The organism is Chryseobacterium sp. (assembly GCF_008831505.1).
Taxonomy (GTDB): domain Bacteria; phylum Bacteroidota; class Bacteroidia; order Flavobacteriales; family Weeksellaceae; genus Marnyiella.
In genome coordinates, this window is record NZ_CP044507.1 from 2,213,539 (window position 1) to 2,229,592 (window position 16,054).

The 16,054-nt window shown below is 43.8% G+C and carries 12 protein-coding genes and 1 tRNA gene; 5 read left to right on the plus strand and 8 right to left on the minus strand.

The annotated features are described in order from the left end of the window. The first annotated feature begins 27 nt into the window (after positions 1–27). Together recA and htpG are read left to right on the plus strand one after the other, a co-directional pair. The gene (recA, locus tag F7R58_RS10440; RefSeq protein WP_158064864.1) at positions 28–1,029 is read left to right on the plus strand and encodes a recombinase RecA; all 1,002 of its coding nucleotides are present in this window, start codon (positions 28–30) and stop codon (positions 1,027–1,029) included. A gap of 128 nt (positions 1,030–1,157) precedes the next feature. Next, positions 1,158–3,053: a molecular chaperone HtpG gene (gene htpG / locus F7R58_RS10445; RefSeq protein ID WP_158064865.1), complete on the plus strand. Its 1,896-nt coding sequence runs from the start codon at positions 1,158–1,160 to the stop codon at positions 3,051–3,053. A gap of 75 nt (positions 3,054–3,128) precedes the next feature. Here htpG and F7R58_RS10450 read toward each other — a convergent pair whose 3' ends face one another. Beyond that, positions 3,129–3,434, minus strand: a complete 306-nt coding sequence (locus F7R58_RS10450; protein WP_158064866.1) for an MGMT family protein — start codon at positions 3,432–3,434, stop codon at positions 3,129–3,131. 52 nt (positions 3,435–3,486) lie between these two features. Between F7R58_RS10450 and F7R58_RS10455 the strand changes: the two genes are divergently transcribed. Beyond that, positions 3,487–4,461, plus strand: a complete 975-nt coding sequence (locus F7R58_RS10455; protein WP_158064867.1) for a deoxyhypusine synthase family protein — start codon at positions 3,487–3,489, stop codon at positions 4,459–4,461. 71 nt (positions 4,462–4,532) lie between these two features. Here F7R58_RS10455 and F7R58_RS10460 read toward each other — a convergent pair whose 3' ends face one another. The 3 genes from F7R58_RS10460 to F7R58_RS10470 form a co-directional block, all read right to left on the minus strand. Next, on the minus strand, positions 4,533–4,913 hold the full coding sequence (locus F7R58_RS10460; protein WP_158064868.1) for a GreA/GreB family elongation factor: 381 nt from the start codon (positions 4,911–4,913) through the stop codon (positions 4,533–4,535). 317 nt (positions 4,914–5,230) lie between these two features. Then, positions 5,231–5,626 (minus strand): alternative ribosome rescue aminoacyl-tRNA hydrolase ArfB, encoded by a 396-nt coding sequence (arfB, locus tag F7R58_RS10465; protein ID WP_158064869.1) that lies wholly within the window; start codon positions 5,624–5,626, stop codon positions 5,231–5,233. Beyond that, complete coding sequence (locus F7R58_RS10470; RefSeq protein WP_158065469.1) at positions 5,610–6,668, minus strand: AMP-binding protein; 1,059 nt, start codon at positions 6,666–6,668, stop codon at positions 5,610–5,612. The genes arfB and F7R58_RS10470 overlap by 17 nt, the downstream gene beginning before the upstream one ends. Before the next feature lie 95 nt (positions 6,669–6,763). Between F7R58_RS10470 and F7R58_RS10475 the strand changes: the two genes are divergently transcribed. Beyond that, positions 6,764–6,834 (plus strand) — tRNA-Gln (locus F7R58_RS10475). 133 nt (positions 6,835–6,967) lie between these two features. Here F7R58_RS10475 and argS read toward each other — a convergent pair. From argS to F7R58_RS10490, 3 genes are all read right to left on the minus strand, one after another. After that, the gene (gene argS / locus F7R58_RS10480; RefSeq protein ID WP_158064870.1) at positions 6,968–8,731 is read right to left on the minus strand and encodes an arginine--tRNA ligase; all 1,764 of its coding nucleotides are present in this window, start codon (positions 8,729–8,731) and stop codon (positions 6,968–6,970) included. Positions 8,732–8,824: 93 nt separating this feature from the next. Further along, positions 8,825–10,414, minus strand: a complete 1,590-nt coding sequence (locus F7R58_RS10485) for a SusD/RagB family nutrient-binding outer membrane lipoprotein (protein WP_158064871.1) — start codon at positions 10,412–10,414, stop codon at positions 8,825–8,827. A 5-nt stretch (positions 10,415–10,419) separates the two neighbouring features. After that, positions 10,420–13,344: a SusC/RagA family TonB-linked outer membrane protein gene (locus tag F7R58_RS10490; RefSeq protein WP_158064872.1), complete on the minus strand. Its 2,925-nt coding sequence runs from the start codon at positions 13,342–13,344 to the stop codon at positions 10,420–10,422. Between the two features lie 175 nt (positions 13,345–13,519). On the opposite strand from F7R58_RS10490, the gene F7R58_RS10495 reads away from it, so the two are divergent. After that, complete coding sequence (locus tag F7R58_RS10495; RefSeq protein ID WP_158064873.1) at positions 13,520–14,170, plus strand: ribonuclease HII; 651 nt, start codon at positions 13,520–13,522, stop codon at positions 14,168–14,170. Between the two features lie 58 nt (positions 14,171–14,228). On the opposite strand, the gene yidC is transcribed toward F7R58_RS10495, so the two are convergent. Beyond that, entirely contained in the window at positions 14,229–16,025 is a 1,797-nt protein-coding gene (gene yidC, locus F7R58_RS10500; protein WP_158064874.1) for a membrane protein insertase YidC, read from the minus strand. Positions 16,026–16,054 lie beyond the last annotated feature (29 nt).

A 16,054-nucleotide genomic window follows, 5' to 3' on the forward strand; every position in this document is an offset into this window, starting at 1 on the left:
GTATTTTTGAACAAACAAATATTACAGATGAGCAGTAACGAAGATAAGAAAAAAGCACTTTCATTAGTGCTGGATAAATTAGATAAAACATACGGAAAAGGTACGGTGATGACCCTGGGTGATGCGTCTGTTGATGATTCCATTGAGGTTATCCCTTCCGGTTCGCTGGGCTTGGATCTGGCTTTAGGTGTAGGCGGTTATCCGCGTGGCCGGGTCATCGAGATCTACGGTCCGGAATCCTCAGGTAAGACCACCCTTACGCTTCATGCCATTGCTGAAGCACAGAAAACGGGTGGAATTGCGGCATTCATTGACGCCGAGCACGCCTTCGACAGACATTATGCTTCCAAACTGGGTATCAACCTGGACGACCTGATAATTTCGCAGCCGGATAACGGTGAGCAGGCACTTGAAATCGCTGATAACCTGATCCGCTCAGGAGCTATTGACATCGTAGTCATTGACTCCGTGGCAGCTCTTACACCTAAAGCTGAGATAGAAGGTGAAATGGGTGACTCCAAGATGGGGCTGCACGCACGATTGATGTCTCAGGCTTTGCGTAAACTTACAGCTACCATTTCCCGTACAAAATGTACCGTTATCTTCATTAACCAGTTAAGGGAGAAAATCGGCGTGATGTTCGGAAATCCTGAAACAACAACAGGTGGTAATGCGCTTAAGTTCTATGCATCCGTAAGGATTGACATCAGAAAGGCCAGCGCACCCATCAAGACCGGTGATGAAGCTGTAGGTAGCCGTGTGAAGGTTAAGATTGTGAAAAACAAAGTAGCACCTCCGTTCAAGATGGCAGAATTTGACATTATGTACGGCGAAGGTGTTTCCAAAGTGGGAGAAATCCTGGATATGGCAGTTGAAACGGGAATCGTGAAGAAAAGCGGATCCTGGTTCAGCTATGAGGAGACGAAACTTGGCCAGGGCCGTGATGCGGTCCGGGACATGCTGAAGGACAATCCGGAACTTGCCGAGGAACTGGAAGCTAAGATCAAGGAAGAGATCAAAAACAAATAATTAAGTTAAGAATATTGGAGCAGCCCCGGGGCTGCTTTTTTTTGCAGTAACAGTTGGGTGCCAAAATGTCACTAACCGCCGCTTGGTATTCATTTTGAAAAAATCAGATCAATAAAAATTAAATAATTATGACTAAAGGAAATATCAATGTATCGGTGGATAATATTTTTCCGCTTATTAAGAAGTTTCTCTACAGTGACCACGAAATATTCCTGAGGGAGCTCATTTCCAATGCCACAGATGCGACGCTGAAGCTAAAGCACCTCATCAATATCGGTGATGCCAAAACTGAATATGGCAATCCGACCATTGAAGTTAAGATTGACAAAGAAAACAGGAAACTTCACATTATAGACCAGGGTCTGGGAATGACTGCTGAAGAAGTTGAAAAATACATCAACCAGGTGGCCTTCTCGGGTGCTGAGGAGTTCCTGGAAAAATATAAAGATTCTGCCAAAGATGCCGGAATTATCGGTCACTTCGGTTTAGGTTTTTATTCTGCCTTTATGGTAGCCGAGAAAGTGGAGATCCTGACAAAATCCTATAAAGAAGGTGAAGCGGCCGTGAAATGGACCTGCGACGGAAGTCCTGAATTTACACTGGAAGAAACGGATGAAAAAACAGACCGCGGTACTGAAATCATCCTTCATATAGCCGAAGATTCCACAGAATTCCTGGAGGAATCCCGAATCCGTGAACTTTTGCTGAAATACAACAAGTTCATGCCGGTTCCAATTAAGTTCGGCACCAGAACAGAAACCCTGCCCCTGCCTGAAGATGCAGCTGAGGATGCAAAACCTGAAACGCAGGAGGTTGACAATATCATCAACAACCCTACGCCAGCCTGGACCAAAGCGCCCACTGAACTGAAGGATGAAGATTATAAGAACTTTTACCGCGAACTGTACCCCATGCAGTTTGAAGACCCACTTTTCCATATTCACCTGAATGTTGATTATCCATTCAACCTTACCGGTATCCTGTTTTTCCCGAAACTGGCGAACAACCTCAACATCGAGAAAGATAAGATTCAGCTTTATCAGAACCAGGTTTTTGTTACCGATGAAGTAAAAGGTATCGTTCCCGACTTCCTGATGCTGCTTAGAGGGGTGATTGACTCTCCGGACATTCCGCTGAATGTTTCCCGTTCCTACCTTCAGGCTGATGGAGCTGTGAAGAAAATTTCTTCCTATATCACGAAGAAAGTTGGAGACAAGATGGCTTCACTCATCAACGAAAACCGCGCAGATTACGAGAGCAAATGGAATGACATTAAAGTGGTCATTGAGTACGGAATGATTTCCGAGGACAAATTCTACGACAAGTCAGACAAATTTGCGCTGTACCCGAATGTGGAGGGCAAATATTTCCTTTGGAATGAATTGGAGGAAAAAATCAAGGCCAACCAGACCGATAAGGACGGTAATCTGATCATCCTTTATGCAAGCAACGAGCATGACCAGCACAGCTATGTACAGGCCGCACAGGATAAAGGTTATGAGGTACTGTTACTGGACTCTCCTATCGTACCGCATTTGATCCAGAAATTGGAAACGTCCAAAGAAAAAATCCGTTTCGCACGTGTGGACGCAGATCACATCAACAATCTGATCAGGAAAGACGAACCGGTTATTTCCAAATTGAACGAAACGGAGAAGGAAACACTTAAGAAAACGGTTGAAGCAGGTATTTCAGATTCCAAATTCACTGTACAGCTGGAGGACATGGAAAGCACAGACGCGCCTTTCATCATCACTCAGCCGGAATTTATGCGCCGTATGAAAGATATGCAGGCTACAGGCGGCGGCGGTATGTTCGGTATGGGCGGCTTCCCGGAAATGTATAACCTGGTGGTGAATACCAACAGTGAAGTTGCGGGTAAACTGCTTAGCGAAGAGAATGGCGAAGAGAAAAACGCGCATATCAAACACGCTTTGGATCTGGCTAAACTTTCGCAGAACCTTTTGAAAGGAAAAGAACTCACTGAGTTTATCCAGAGAAGCTATAAGGAACTGGCGAAATAAACTGAAAGATTTATCAGGATACCGTTTCGGCGGCGGCTTCGCCGCCGCCGAAACTTTATAAAGCCCTGCCCTGTCCTATAATTCCTCCAGCGGATCCCAGAAAACATTTCTGAAATGCTGAATCCTATTCCCCTCCACTTTTATCCCTTCTGCAGACAGTTTTTTAGTGAAATCTTCCAGACAACTGGCAGTAATGTGACCTGAGGAGTTGCAAACCCGGTGTGCCGGAAAATCATCATCATAATGCCGAAGTGCATTGCCTACATGCCTCGCATGATTGGGGTATCCCACGGCTTTTGCAATGGCACCGTAACTTGTGACCCGCCCGCCCGGAATAAGCCGGATCACCTCAAAAACCTGTTGACGGAAAATCTCATCCATACATCAAAATTAAGATTTATTAAATCCTTATCTTTGCTAAAAGTAAAAAAGCATGAACAAACCGATTACCGAATTTATAGAAAAATATTATCTCCATTTTAACTCAGCTGCACTCGTTGACGCTTCCAAAGGCTATGTGGCCCATTTGAAAGATGGTGGAAAAATGATGATTACCCTGGCCGGAGCCATGTCTACGGCAGAAATCGGGAAAATTCTGGCTGAAATGATCCGTCAGGATAAAGTGGATATTATTTCCTGTACCGGTGCCAACCTTGAAGAAGACCTTATGAATTTAGTGGCTCACTCTCACTACGAAAGAGTGCCGCACTACCGTGACCTTACAGCACAGGATGAATGGGCATTGCTGGAGCGCGGGCTGAACCGTGTTACTGATACCTGTATCCCTGAAGAAGAGGCATTCCGCCGGTTACAGAAACATATTGTAGAGATCTGGAAAGATGCTGAAGCCAAAGGCGAAAGGTATTTCCCGCATGAGTACATGTATAAGATGATTCTATCAGGAGTTCTGGAGCAGTATTACGAAATCCCGAAGGAGAATTCATGGATGCTTGCGGCCGCGGAAAAGAACCTGCCGATCGTGGTTCCGGGCTGGGAAGATTCCACAATGGGAAATATTTTCAGCAGCTACTGTATTAAAGGCGAACTGCAGGCTTCTACCATGAAGTCCGGTATTGAATACATGATGTTCCTGGCAGATTGGTACCCAAAAAATTCCGGTGGCAAAGGAGTTGGTTTCTTCCAGATTGGAGGTGGCATCGCCGGTGATTTCCCAATCTGCGTGGTGCCTATGCTTTACCAGGACATGGAAATGACCGACATTCCGTTCTGGTCTTATTTCTGCCAGATTTCAGATTCTACTACTTCTTACGGATCATACTCCGGAGCGGTTCCAAATGAAAAAATCACGTGGGGCAAACTGGACATCACAACGCCTAAATTTATTGTTGAAAGTGACGCTACCATCTGCGCACCACTTATGTTCTCTTATATCCTGGAGAATTCTTAAGAATATATTTAAAAGGAAAAAGGCCGTTTCACCATTTGTGAAACGGCCTTTATTTTTGACAGGTGCTCAGTTTAATTTTGCCAGTTTTCCACCTTAAGGATCTCAATTTTCCTTTCGCCATCGCGGAAAGGCCATTCTATGACATCGCCTACTTTGTAACCTACGGTAGCAAGTGCCATATCGGAAAGGATTGAAAACTTTTTCTTTTTTGGTTTGGCTTCTGCTACTCCCACAAAAATCAACTCCTCTTCCCTGTCCAGCGTATGGTCTTTAATCGTTACTTTTCTGTTCACGGTAACCACCTCAGGCGGCAGCTCCCTTCTGCGTACCTGCTGCGCCCCTTTCAGCTCTGCCAAAAGCCGGTTTTCTTCTTCAATGGTTACTTTCTTTCTCCTTAAATGATCTTTAATTACGTCGTAAACTCCGGTTGTTAAAATGATATTCTCAGACATCTTAATTATTTTTTTTTGAGGGATGACTGTGTTACAAACGGCCCTGAGACACTGCATACCGCGAGGCACCATGTCTGCAGTAACACATCGAAAAATGAAAATTAATAAACGGAAAGTTCCCGCCAGGACCCGACGGGTCTAGTAGATGAACTCTTTGGAACTTTTCAGAAAAGAATCCGTGTGAAGATAAAGCAATGAAGACAAAAGTCTTTGCGAACGAACACTGTCATATTTTAAAATGGAAGTGACCATAATTGCTTTGTTTAATTACAAACATACGGATTAAAAAGCTATAAAACAAATCGTTAGTATGAATATCAAATCCTGAAGCGCCTGTTTTCCTTCTTTTCCGAAATCTGCTTCTTGGCTTTTATCCTTTTCTCCACCTGCCGTTTTGAAGGCTTGGTAGCTTTTCGCGGTTTTGCTTTGACCAAACACCTGTTAACCATTTCAATCACCCTTTCCGTAGCTATTTTCTTATTCTGAAGCTGGGTACGGCTTTCGGAAACCGTAATCTGCAGAAGGCCCTCCTGGCTGATCCTGTTCTTAAGTTTGGTACCAATCATTTCTTTCTCCTCTAGACTGAAGAATTGACTGTCTCCCACATTCCAGATGGCAGTCACCGCGGTTTCCACCTTATTTACGTTCTGTCCGCCGGGACCTCCACTTCTGGCGGTCCTGTAGTTCAGTTCTTTGCTAAAATCCCTTTCCATCCGCATCGTTCATTAAATTTTTTATACTCCTGCGGTCCGTCTTACCGTTGGGCAACCTGGGAAAACTGCTTATAAAACGTATTTCCCGAGGCACATGGTTTTTAGACAATGCTGCTCTGATTTCATCATATGCTTTTACCAATCCCGAGTGCAGTTCCACCGTTTCCCTACCTTCAAATGCCAACACCAGTCTCTGACCCAATAAATCATCGGAAACGCCGGTCACTACAGCCTCGGAATCCACATACTTTTTAATGATGCCTTCCACCTGTTCAGGCTGAATTTTTAATCCGCCGGAGTTAATAATACTATCGGCCCGCCCGATGAACTTAAACTGATTTTCGCCCAGCAACTCTATCACATCATTTGTTTGAAGCAGTGTGGGATTAAGTTGCGGAGCATTGATGATGAGGCATCCACGGGAGTTCTGAGAGACCGTCACCCCTTCAATTACGGTAAAATACTCAGCTGCCTTCGGAAAGATCTGTTTTAAGGCGATATGGGAAAGCGTTTCAGACATGCCGTAAGTTTCAAATATGCGGGTGTATTCCGAGTCCGGCAAACTACTGCTGATTTTTCTCCTGAGCAATTCCGAGACCTGTGCCCCACCAATGATCAGATTTTTTATGAGGTGAAGTTTATCCAATGAATTTTCCACCTGCAGTGGCGACATGGCACAGAAGTCTACCGGTTCATTCCAGTCCTGTAAGGGTTTGGACGACGGATTCACCACATGCAGTTTAAGTTCTGCTTCCAGCGCGCGTACGACCATCATTTTGCCCGAGATATACTCCACGGGAAGGCAAATAAGCGCGGAATCGCCTTGCTTCAGACCAAGAAATCCGCAGGTCATTTGTGCAGACCAGCGCATTCTGATTTTCTCTACCTCAAGAACTTTCGGCACCCCTGTAGAACCGGAGGTCTGCACCTTAACAGTTTCTGACGGTGACTGCCAATCCCTGATGAAACTGACGACTTTTTTTTCAAAATCAGACTCAGGGTTTAAATTATTCATATTGAAGGTGTTAAAATCAACCGTCATCATAAGGAAGAATTTTATCTAAATTTTTCTAAATTTTATTGCCTAAAGATTTTGGAAATTACAAAAATTATTCTACATTTGCACCACAATAATTGAGACCCATGGTGTAACGGTAGCACTTCGGTTTTTGGTACCGCCTGTCGGGGTTCGAATCCCTGTGGGTCTACAATTTTCAATAAACGCGCTGATTTTCAGTGCGTTTTTTGTATTTTATTGTTTTTCATCATATGTACTAAAATAATGGGAAAACAAAAAAATCAGCCTTTAAAGACTGATTTCTGTTTTAGTTTCATTTTGAATTACATCCGGTTCACAACACCAATTCCCAGCAGTTCCAGAGATTTCTTAATCGTCTTAGCTGTTAAAGCGGAAAGTTCAAGTCGGACTTGTTTTGCCTCCTCATCATGCTGTTTCAGGATAGGATTATTCTGGTAGAATGAATTATACGCTTTCACCAGGTCATATACATAATTAGCCACCAGCGCCGGACTCAATGCCGTCGCTGCTTTAGATACCGATTCGCGGTAATTCGCTAACTGTGTGATCAGTTCCTTTTCGGATTCATTTAACTTATAACTTGCCTCAATTTTTTGAGGGCTGTAAGCTGCTTTCTGAAGTAAAGACTGGATCCGTGCGTAGGTATACTGGATAAAGGGTCCGGTGTTACCGTTGAAATCGATACTTTCGGCCGGATTAAAGAGCATCTTCTTCTTTGGGTCTACCTTCAGCATAAAATACTTAAGTGCGCCCAGACCAATTACTTCATAGGATTGTTCCTTTTCATCCTGCGTCAGCGTTTCCATTTTACCCAGTTCCTCAGCTTTTTCGCGTGCGGTCACCACCATCTCTTCCATAAGATCGTCGGCATCAACCACAGTTCCTTCGCGGGATTTCATCTTTCCTTCCGGAAGTTCTACCATACCGTACGACAGGTGGTATAGGTTATCCGCCCATTCGTAGCCCAGTTTCTTCAATATTTTGAATAGGACATCAAAATGGTAGTCCTGCTCGTTACCTACGGTATAGATGAGTTTCTGAATATCATTCTTTTTGAAGCGCTCCACTGCCGTTCCCAGGTCCTGGGTCATATACACCGAAGTACCGTCGGAACGCAGCAAAAGTTTATGATCCAGGCCTTCCTCCGTAAGGTCACACCATACAGAACCGTCCTCCTTGCGGTAGAGAACTCCTTGAATCAGACCTTCCTGAATAAGGTCCTTTCCTAAGATATAGGTATCACTTTCATACTGTACCTGATCAAAATCTACACCCAGTCGGCGATAGGTTTGATTGAAGCCTTCGTATACCCATGAATTCATTTCAGCCCAGAGGCTTCGTACTTTCTCATCACCTTTTTCCCAGTTCAGCAGCATTTGCTGAGCTTCCAGCATAATTGGCGCCTGCTTTTTAGCTGTATCTTCATCTGCACCGCCGGCCATCAGTTCAGCGATCTCCTTTTTATGCTGTTTGTCGAAAGCTACATAATAATTGCCCACAAACTTGTCTCCCTTTATTCCGCTGCCTGCAGCCGTAGTTTGCTCTCCAAACTTCTGCCAGGCAAGCATTGATTTACAGATGTGGATTCCGCGGTCGTTGATGATCTGGGTCTTGATTACGTTATACCCGTCAGCTTTCAGGATTTGAGCCACGGAAAATCCGAGAAGGTTATTCCTGATGTGACCCAGGTGTAGCGGCTTATTTGTATTTGGAGAAGAATATTCGACCATGACCGTTTGCTCCTTGGGCTCCACCTTATCTATAGATTCAGCGATGGATGAAAAATTATTCATAAAGTGAGCATCGCTGATTTTCACGTTCACGAAACCTTTAACAACATTAAAACTTTCAACAAAATCAGTCTCAGTAGTCAGGGCACTGCCCAACTCCATCCCAATCTGTTCCGGACCTTTTTTCACCAGTTTCACAAGTGGGAAAATAACAATGGTAAAGTCGCCGTCGAAGGCTGTTTTATTTTCCTGAACTTCGAGCTTCAGATCGTAAATCTGGAATACGTTCTGGATGATTTCGGTAATTTTATGCTGCAGATTATCTTTAATATTCATTTTCGGAAATTGAGTTACAAATATAGGCAAATAAAAAAACCACTCCGGAGAGTGGTTTCATAATGAATGTAAAAAAAGAGTAGTACTAAAATATTAATTGTCCCAAATGAGTTTGGTATTCATCTTATCACCTCCAATAGCAGCTGCTGCCGTTGCATAATTCTCAGGATTCAGCGTCTGAATAAGCGTTGGATAAAGCAAGCGCGAAGGAATATCTGTCAGACCGGGTACCAGCGGAGTAAAGGTGTAGGTAGTCTCTCCAGTTACCGGGATTGGTACCAGTAGAGGAGCAGTTTCCCCCGGAAGCAACAGTATACTTGTATCCGGATAGCCAGTTCTTCTGTATTCGGCCCATGCCTCATAAGGCTGCATGAACAGTGCGACATACTTTTGTGTAAGAACCGTGGCAGCAGAAGCCGGTGGCAAAGTAGCCACAAAAGCGTCAGCAGCGGCAGCAGTTATGCCCCATTTCAGCATAGAAGCTTTTACGCCATTCTGGTAATTAACCTGGCTCCAGCCGTTAGCCTCACTAAGTAAGAACTCTACCTCAGAATATTCCATTAAAATCTCTGTATAATCTGTACGGTACACATACTTGCTGAAGAAATTGTTTCCTACTGCCGCCTGGGAAGCCTGGAAATCTTCCGGCAGTCCATATGGCATACCTATAAATTTGGTTGGATCGGTAGTATCCGCATACGTTCCATTAAGAATAGAGGCTTTGCTGACATCATTTGGTGCTGCATATCTGAAAAGTCTTGGATCAAGGCCAAAATTCCCAGTGTTTCCTTTAAGGAGATCAATCAATGTTTTTGAAACAGAAAAATCTGATCTCGTTCTGAAATCATTATACATTGGCGATGGATTAGTCAGGTTCGCTTCATACTTCACGCCGACATTGTCCGCATTTGAAGTCATCACGCCAGATGCGATAGCATCGGTAATGTGCGTCTGCGCACTTGGAATTACACTTTTAACGCGGGTAGCCACCCTAAGTCTGAGTGAATTGGCAAACTTTTTCAGCTTCACAGGGTCACCTCCGAACAATCCATCTGCCGGACTGAATACAGGTTGGCCAGTTTCAATCATTTCAGAAGCCTCCTTCAACTCCTTCAGTATATCAGAATAAACTTTTTGTTGAGAAGCGAATTTTGGTTTTATGAACTGATTAACATTAAGAGCCTGAAAATCGGGGTCACTGTTTCCATAAGAATAGTAGGGAATGTCGCCGAAAGTATCGGCCAGATTCAAAAATACGTATGAAAGCATGACACGTGAAGCAGCAATCTGGTTAGCGTTTGAGCCGTAAGCACTTGCCCCCGGTGCCGTTTCCGGATCGCTGTTCATATCGATAATCTTCTTATAGTTTGAAGCTGCTATATATAACTGACGCCACAACGCGTCGCCACTCGTTGAGCGGTATGCATATTTATCCTCATCGTTATAAGCAGTCTGCGAAGAATACTGCATCCAGGGTAACGTCACACGGGCACTTTCAAAGGAATTCCGTGTACCGTCTGTAACCACTCTGTTGGCATAGTTAAAGACCCCGTAAGTTAGCGGGGATTCGGGATTATTGGGGTTCTCATTGAGTTCCTCAAAACCCTCTGTGCAACTTACCGCTGTCCCCAGGGTCAGGAGTGAAGCTGCAGCTATTACAAATACTTTTTTTATGTTTTTCATCTTTATTAAAATTTAAAGTTCACATTCACACCAAATTGTCTTGTGGAAGGCAGTGAGCCCCCTTCAAGCCCCTGGATATTTCCTGAACCGTAAGACGTATTCTCAGGATCCATACCTTTCCAATCCAGATTCCAGGCGAGCAGATTTCTTCCAAAAGCAGAAATTCTCACACCCTCCAGCAAGCTTCCAATCATCTCCTTGGGCAGGTCGTAGCTTAAGGTTACATCACGAAGCTTGATATAACTTGCATCGAAAACATTTAACGCGTCTACGCCTCCATAATGCATACCTCCAAATTCATTAGCTGTGATTCTGATATCATTTGGACTGCCATCTTCGAGTACACCGTCCAGAATGACGCCTGCTTCTCTGTTACCGCCAAAGCCCGTTTCCTCTAACATACCGCTGTACATACCCCACATATGTGTGGTAGAGAAGTATTTACCTCCTTTCTGCATATCGAACAGGAATGACAGCGCCAAATTCTTATACTTTAACGAGTTTCGAAGACCCATATTGTAATCCGGCAAAGTAGAGCCAAGATTTTGAACAGTTGCTGTCGGAACATAAAGTCCGTCCTCACCTACAATCTTGTTACCGTTCGCGTCATATGTAAAGTCGAATCCATAAATTGCTCCGTATGGCTGACCCTCTACTGCCAACAGTCTGGCCCGGAAGGGGGCATTGGTAAGCTGGTATGTAGCTACACCCTCGTAAAGTTTAACTATTTCATTTCTGTTCTGTGCAAAATTCCAGTTCATAGTCCAACTGAAATTTTCATTTTTTACCGGTGTTACATACACCATTGCTTCCACCCCTTTATTGGTGATCTGTCCCGCATTAATAAGATTATTATTAAATCCTGTTGCAGGATCAACACTTAACGGCAGGATCGCATCAGTGATATTCACATCATAATAAGTGACATCAAAACCTAAACGGTTTCTCAAAAAGTTCATTTCGAGACCAATTTCTTTGGTTTCCTTTAATTCTGCTTTGAGATCGGGGTTGTTATTCTGCGTAAACAGTCCATAGCGGGGCTGCCCGTTAAAGTTTGTAAATTGCACAGAATAGTTCGAAAGCTGGTATGGATCTGTATCTGATGCAACACTGGCCCAACCTGCACGTAACTTACCGAAGGACAACCAATTGGCGTCTATCAAGTTAGAGAATACAAAACTACCTGTAATTGAAGGATAAAAACGATCCTCTTTAGTAGTAGAGAACCAGTCGTTTCGGCCGGTAGCCTCTATGAAAACAGTTTCTTTAAAGCCTAATGACACTGAACCAAATGCGCTGTTTACTCTCTTCTCATATAAAGAATTGGTTGCAAGAGGGTCATTTAAACTATTCTTAAGGTTATAAAAATTAGGAATAATTAAACCACCTCTTGTTGCCCCATTCAGATCACTTCTTTTTAAATTTCTCCTATTTACTCCTACAAAGGTTTGCAAAGACCAGTTATCAGAAATTTCAGGATTCCAGTGCACCCGACCTTCGTAATTGTACTCAGAAAAATTACGTTTGAAGATCGAATAGCCGGAAACTGCCTGTGAACCAATTGCGACTCTGTTGTCATTATCCTGACTGTACATGTCGGCATATACTTTACCAGTCGCGTAAAGGTTAGGTAGGATGTTATATGTTAAACCTGCAAATCCATAGAAGCGGTTTCTCCTGTCATTGGTTACGTTTTCGTAAATGGTCCAATACGGGTTATCCGAATAGTAGGGCTCCGGATCATTCCAGGCTGTTCTGTTCCAGGTACGCTGCTGACCATTTGCCAGTTTGTAATCCCGAAGTTTTGACATATCCAGTTGGCGCTGACCCCATTGATAAAATTTCTGTGCCACCGAATTATCACCATAACCCTGCTCCGGCCTGTTAAAACCGCGGGTTTGCACAAAATTGAATCCTGTTTCTACCTTTAGTTTATCATTTAACTCACTGTTGGCATTAATTGCAAAGTTATGACGGTCTATGCTACTTGTAGGAATAATACCGGTAATGGCAGTATTTGTGTAGGACAGACGGACATTTGATCTTTCAAAAGATTTTGCGACCGCAAAGTTGTTGGTTAATGTAATACCGGTATCAAAGAAAGAATCAACATCATGCTTTGGAGCAACCCATGGAACTGGCTTCATATAGTCATTAGGGAATTCCTCCTGGTCAAATGCATACCAGGGCAAATAAAGTAAATTAGCGTCGTAACGCGGACCCCACGATTCATCCATCCTGTATTCATTCAGGTTGTAGGTTTGACCATTAATGACTTGGGTGGGTAGGGTAAGTTGGGAACCTCCACCATAGTAATTTTGGAGTTTTGGTCGGATATAAATGTTTTCAAAAGCGATTCCGGAACTGTACTCAATATTAGTCCGTCCTCTTTTAGCCTGTTTGGTAGTGTAAATAATTACACCATTTGATGCTCTTGAGCCATACAGGGCTGCAGCCGGCCCACCCTTCAGTACGGTTACGGATTCTACATCGTCGGGGTTAATATCAAATGCTGCATCACCATAATCCCTACCACCAGCACCACGCTGTGTATTTGTATCATTGATGTTACTGTTATCCAGCGGTACCCCATCAACGATAATTAAAGGTCGATTCTCACCAATAATGGAGCTAACTCCACGCATTGTAATCCTTGTGGAGCCTCCCATTGATGAAGGTGCAGTAACCTGTACACCGGCCACATTCCCGGATAACGCACTTAGCGCATTGGACTGACCAGCTTCCGAAATGGTTTCACCCTTCACTTCCTGCGCGGCATAGCCAATTGATTTTTTCTCCCGCTTGATTCCGAGAGCTGTAACAACAACTCCTTCAATCTCCTGCGTTCTGAGGGTGTCCTGCTGCGCACTTACTACTGTAAATGAAGCAGTTAGGACCACTGCTAAAACACTTGCTGTTAATTTTTTCATATCAGTTTTGATTTTACGATAAACAAAAAAAGCTATAAAATTTAACATAGCCAAGAGATTTCTTAATATTTAGTTAATATTTTTATACGCTATGCATGGAATTGCATGAATACATGCATAATCAATATATACAAATTTGCGGGAAAAATGTAACTTTGCGCAAGAGGAATTCTGTATGGAAAATTTAATGGTAAGTTGGTCTGAGACGGCGGTTGAAGCCGGTTGCGACGAAGTGGGAAGAGGTTGTCTGTGTGGCCCCGTGGTTGCGGCCGCTGTAATACTGGACAGGAATTTCGGGGAAACTTTGGTTAATGATTCCAAGAAGTTAACCGCCCGGTTAAGGCAGGAACTGGACACCTACATTAAAGAACATGCAGTTGCTTACGCTATTGCGGAACTGCCGCCGGCTTTTATAGACGAACACAACATCCTCAACGCAAGCATACATGCCATGCACCTCGCGCTGGACCAGCTGCACATTCGTCCTGAACTGATTCTGGTAGACGGTAACCGTTTTCATCCCTATAATTACATCCCGCACCAGTGTGTTATTAAAGGGGACTCAAAACTGCTCTCCATAGCGGCAGCTTCCATCATAGCCAAAAATTACCGGGACCGCAAAATGGGGGAACTCCACACCGAATTCCCCGAATACGGATGGAATACAAATATGGGTTACGCCACCCGGGAGCACCGTGATGCCCTAAACAGATACGGACCAACTATTCATCACAGACGCTCATTCAGGCTCGATTACCGGGATGGATCTGATGAATCACCTTTTGTATTGGAAATGAGCGACAGTGTACAACTGGAACTTAAATAAAAAAAAACGGAAGACTGCTCTTCCGTTTTTACATATTGTTAGATAGTAAGTTTATTCTTTACTTTTTCTTACCAGTCTGTTTCTGCTGTTGCTTCTGTTGTTCCTGAGCCTGCTCCATCATCTCGCGCATACGCTTCTGGAACTTTCCTTCAGGCTTGGGTGCTTTGGTCTTGTTTTCCTGGATCATTGCATGAATCTTTTTCTCATCAAGAATCAGATATTTGATGGCCAGGATAATGAAGATATTAAGCGCATTGGATACGAAATAATACCATGACAAACCGGAGGAAGATGTATTCAGGAAGAAGAAGAAGGTGATCGGGAAAATGTACATCAGCACTTTCATATTAGGCATTCCCTCCTGCTGTGGCTGCTGGATGTTTCCGGACGTCATCACCGTGTAGATCAAAATAACAACCGTACACGCCAACGCGAATATACTGATGTGGTCCCATCCGAATACGGGTACATTAAATGGAAGCTTTATCACATCATCATAAGCGGTAAGGTCTTTCGCGAACCAGAAGCTCTGCCCCCTAAGATCGATGAAGTTTGGGAAGAATCTGAAGAGCGCATAGAAGATTGGGATCTGCACCAGCGCAGGCAAACAACCCGCCATCTGGTTTACACCGGCTTTACGGTAAACCGACATGACTTCCTGCTGCTTCTTCAACGGGTCCGCATCTTTATATTTGGCATTTACCTCATCAATTTCCGGACGGATCACACGCATCATTGCACTCAACTTGTGCTGTTTGAACATGATAGGAGAAAGGATAAGTTTTACGATAATCGTCATCAGGAAAATCACCCATCCAGCTGTAAGTCCCCAACTAGCGATAATATTGTACATAGGCATGAAAAACCATCTGTTCATCGTACCGATAAAGGACCATCCCAGAGGCAGCAACTCGTCAAAATTCTTTCCGTACTCCTTTAAGAGTTTAAGATCAAGTGGCATAAAGTACCATTTGAAGCTCTGGTTGAACTCGCCACCGGACATCGCTGTCTGCGCACTGAAATTAAACTTCTTTAAAAATTCGCCCTCTTCAATATTCTCCTGTGAACCAAAAGAATTGGTGAAACCATTCTGAGGCTCCAGAACCGCAGTGAAGAACTGCTGCTTTATGGCAATCCAGTTCAGCGTTTCTTCAGTTTCCTCCATGGTGGTCCTGCCATCATAATCGAAACTTCCGTAGTTATCAAACGCATAGTTAAACTCTGTATGGGTCTGTTCCTGAGAACGGCCTTTCTCCATCTGGCGGGCACTGTGGTCCCAAACAAACTCAGCGTTCTGTCCGGACACCAATTTGGAAAGCCCCTGGGTTCTCACATTGAAATCTACGGTATACTTATCCTGAAGGGTATAAATAAACTGGATTACGGCACCGTTTATACTTGCCTGCATCGTCACAGAATTACCGTTTTGCTTGGGGGTAAATACAAGGTCACGGGTGTTTAGCAGTTTCCCGGTCTTGTCTTTGAAGCGGAAACCGTATGCTGAATTATTCTTATCGAAAAGCAGCAGGTTCTTGTCGTTTTTGTCTGAAGCCTTGTTATACGCTTTATACTCATTAAGCTCTACAGTGGAAATCTGCCCACCCAGCGTAGAAATTACCAGCCTGAGCTGTTCATTCTTAAGCTCTACCTGACTGATGGCCGCCGTTTTCAGACTGTCATTCAGATTCGACATTGCGGCGGGCATATTAGCCTGAGAAGTCTGGCTTACCTGCGCGGAAGCAGCTGTAGGCTCCTCAGGTGCCGGCTGAAAATAGAACATTGCGCCCATCATGATCAATGAGAACAACATAAACAGAATGATCTGATTTCGGTCTAAACCGTTATTTTGCTGCATTTTAAATATTTATTTCAATGTGTTTCAGC

Excerpts from the sequence above, each read along its gene's own strand:
- recA (WP_158064864.1), top strand. The coding sequence starts at position 28 with ATGAGCAGTAACGAAGATAAGAAAAAAGCACTTTCATTAGTGCTGGAT.
- htpG (WP_158064865.1), top strand. The coding sequence starts at position 1,158 with ATGACTAAAGGAAATATCAATGTATCGGTGGATAATATTTTTCCGCTT.
- F7R58_RS10450 (WP_158064866.1), bottom strand. The coding sequence starts at position 3,434 with ATGGATGAGATTTTCCGTCAACAGGTTTTTGAGGTGATCCGGCTTATT.
- F7R58_RS10455 (WP_158064867.1), top strand. The coding sequence starts at position 3,487 with ATGAACAAACCGATTACCGAATTTATAGAAAAATATTATCTCCATTTT.
- F7R58_RS10460 (WP_158064868.1), bottom strand. The coding sequence starts at position 4,913 with ATGTCTGAGAATATCATTTTAACAACCGGAGTTTACGACGTAATTAAA.
- arfB (WP_158064869.1), bottom strand. The coding sequence starts at position 5,626 with ATGGAAAGGGATTTTAGCAAAGAACTGAACTACAGGACCGCCAGAAGT.
- F7R58_RS10470 (WP_158065469.1), bottom strand. The coding sequence starts at position 6,668 with ATGACGGTTGATTTTAACACCTTCAATATGAATAATTTAAACCCTGAG.
- argS (WP_158064870.1), bottom strand. The coding sequence starts at position 8,731 with ATGAATATTAAAGATAATCTGCAGCATAAAATTACCGAAATCATCCAG.
- F7R58_RS10485 (WP_158064871.1), bottom strand. The coding sequence starts at position 10,414 with ATGAAAAACATAAAAAAAGTATTTGTAATAGCTGCAGCTTCACTCCTG.
- F7R58_RS10490 (WP_158064872.1), bottom strand. The coding sequence starts at position 13,344 with ATGAAAAAATTAACAGCAAGTGTTTTAGCAGTGGTCCTAACTGCTTCA.
- F7R58_RS10495 (WP_158064873.1), top strand. The coding sequence starts at position 13,520 with ATGGAAAATTTAATGGTAAGTTGGTCTGAGACGGCGGTTGAAGCCGGT.
- yidC (WP_158064874.1), bottom strand. The coding sequence starts at position 16,025 with ATGCAGCAAAATAACGGTTTAGACCGAAATCAGATCATTCTGTTTATG.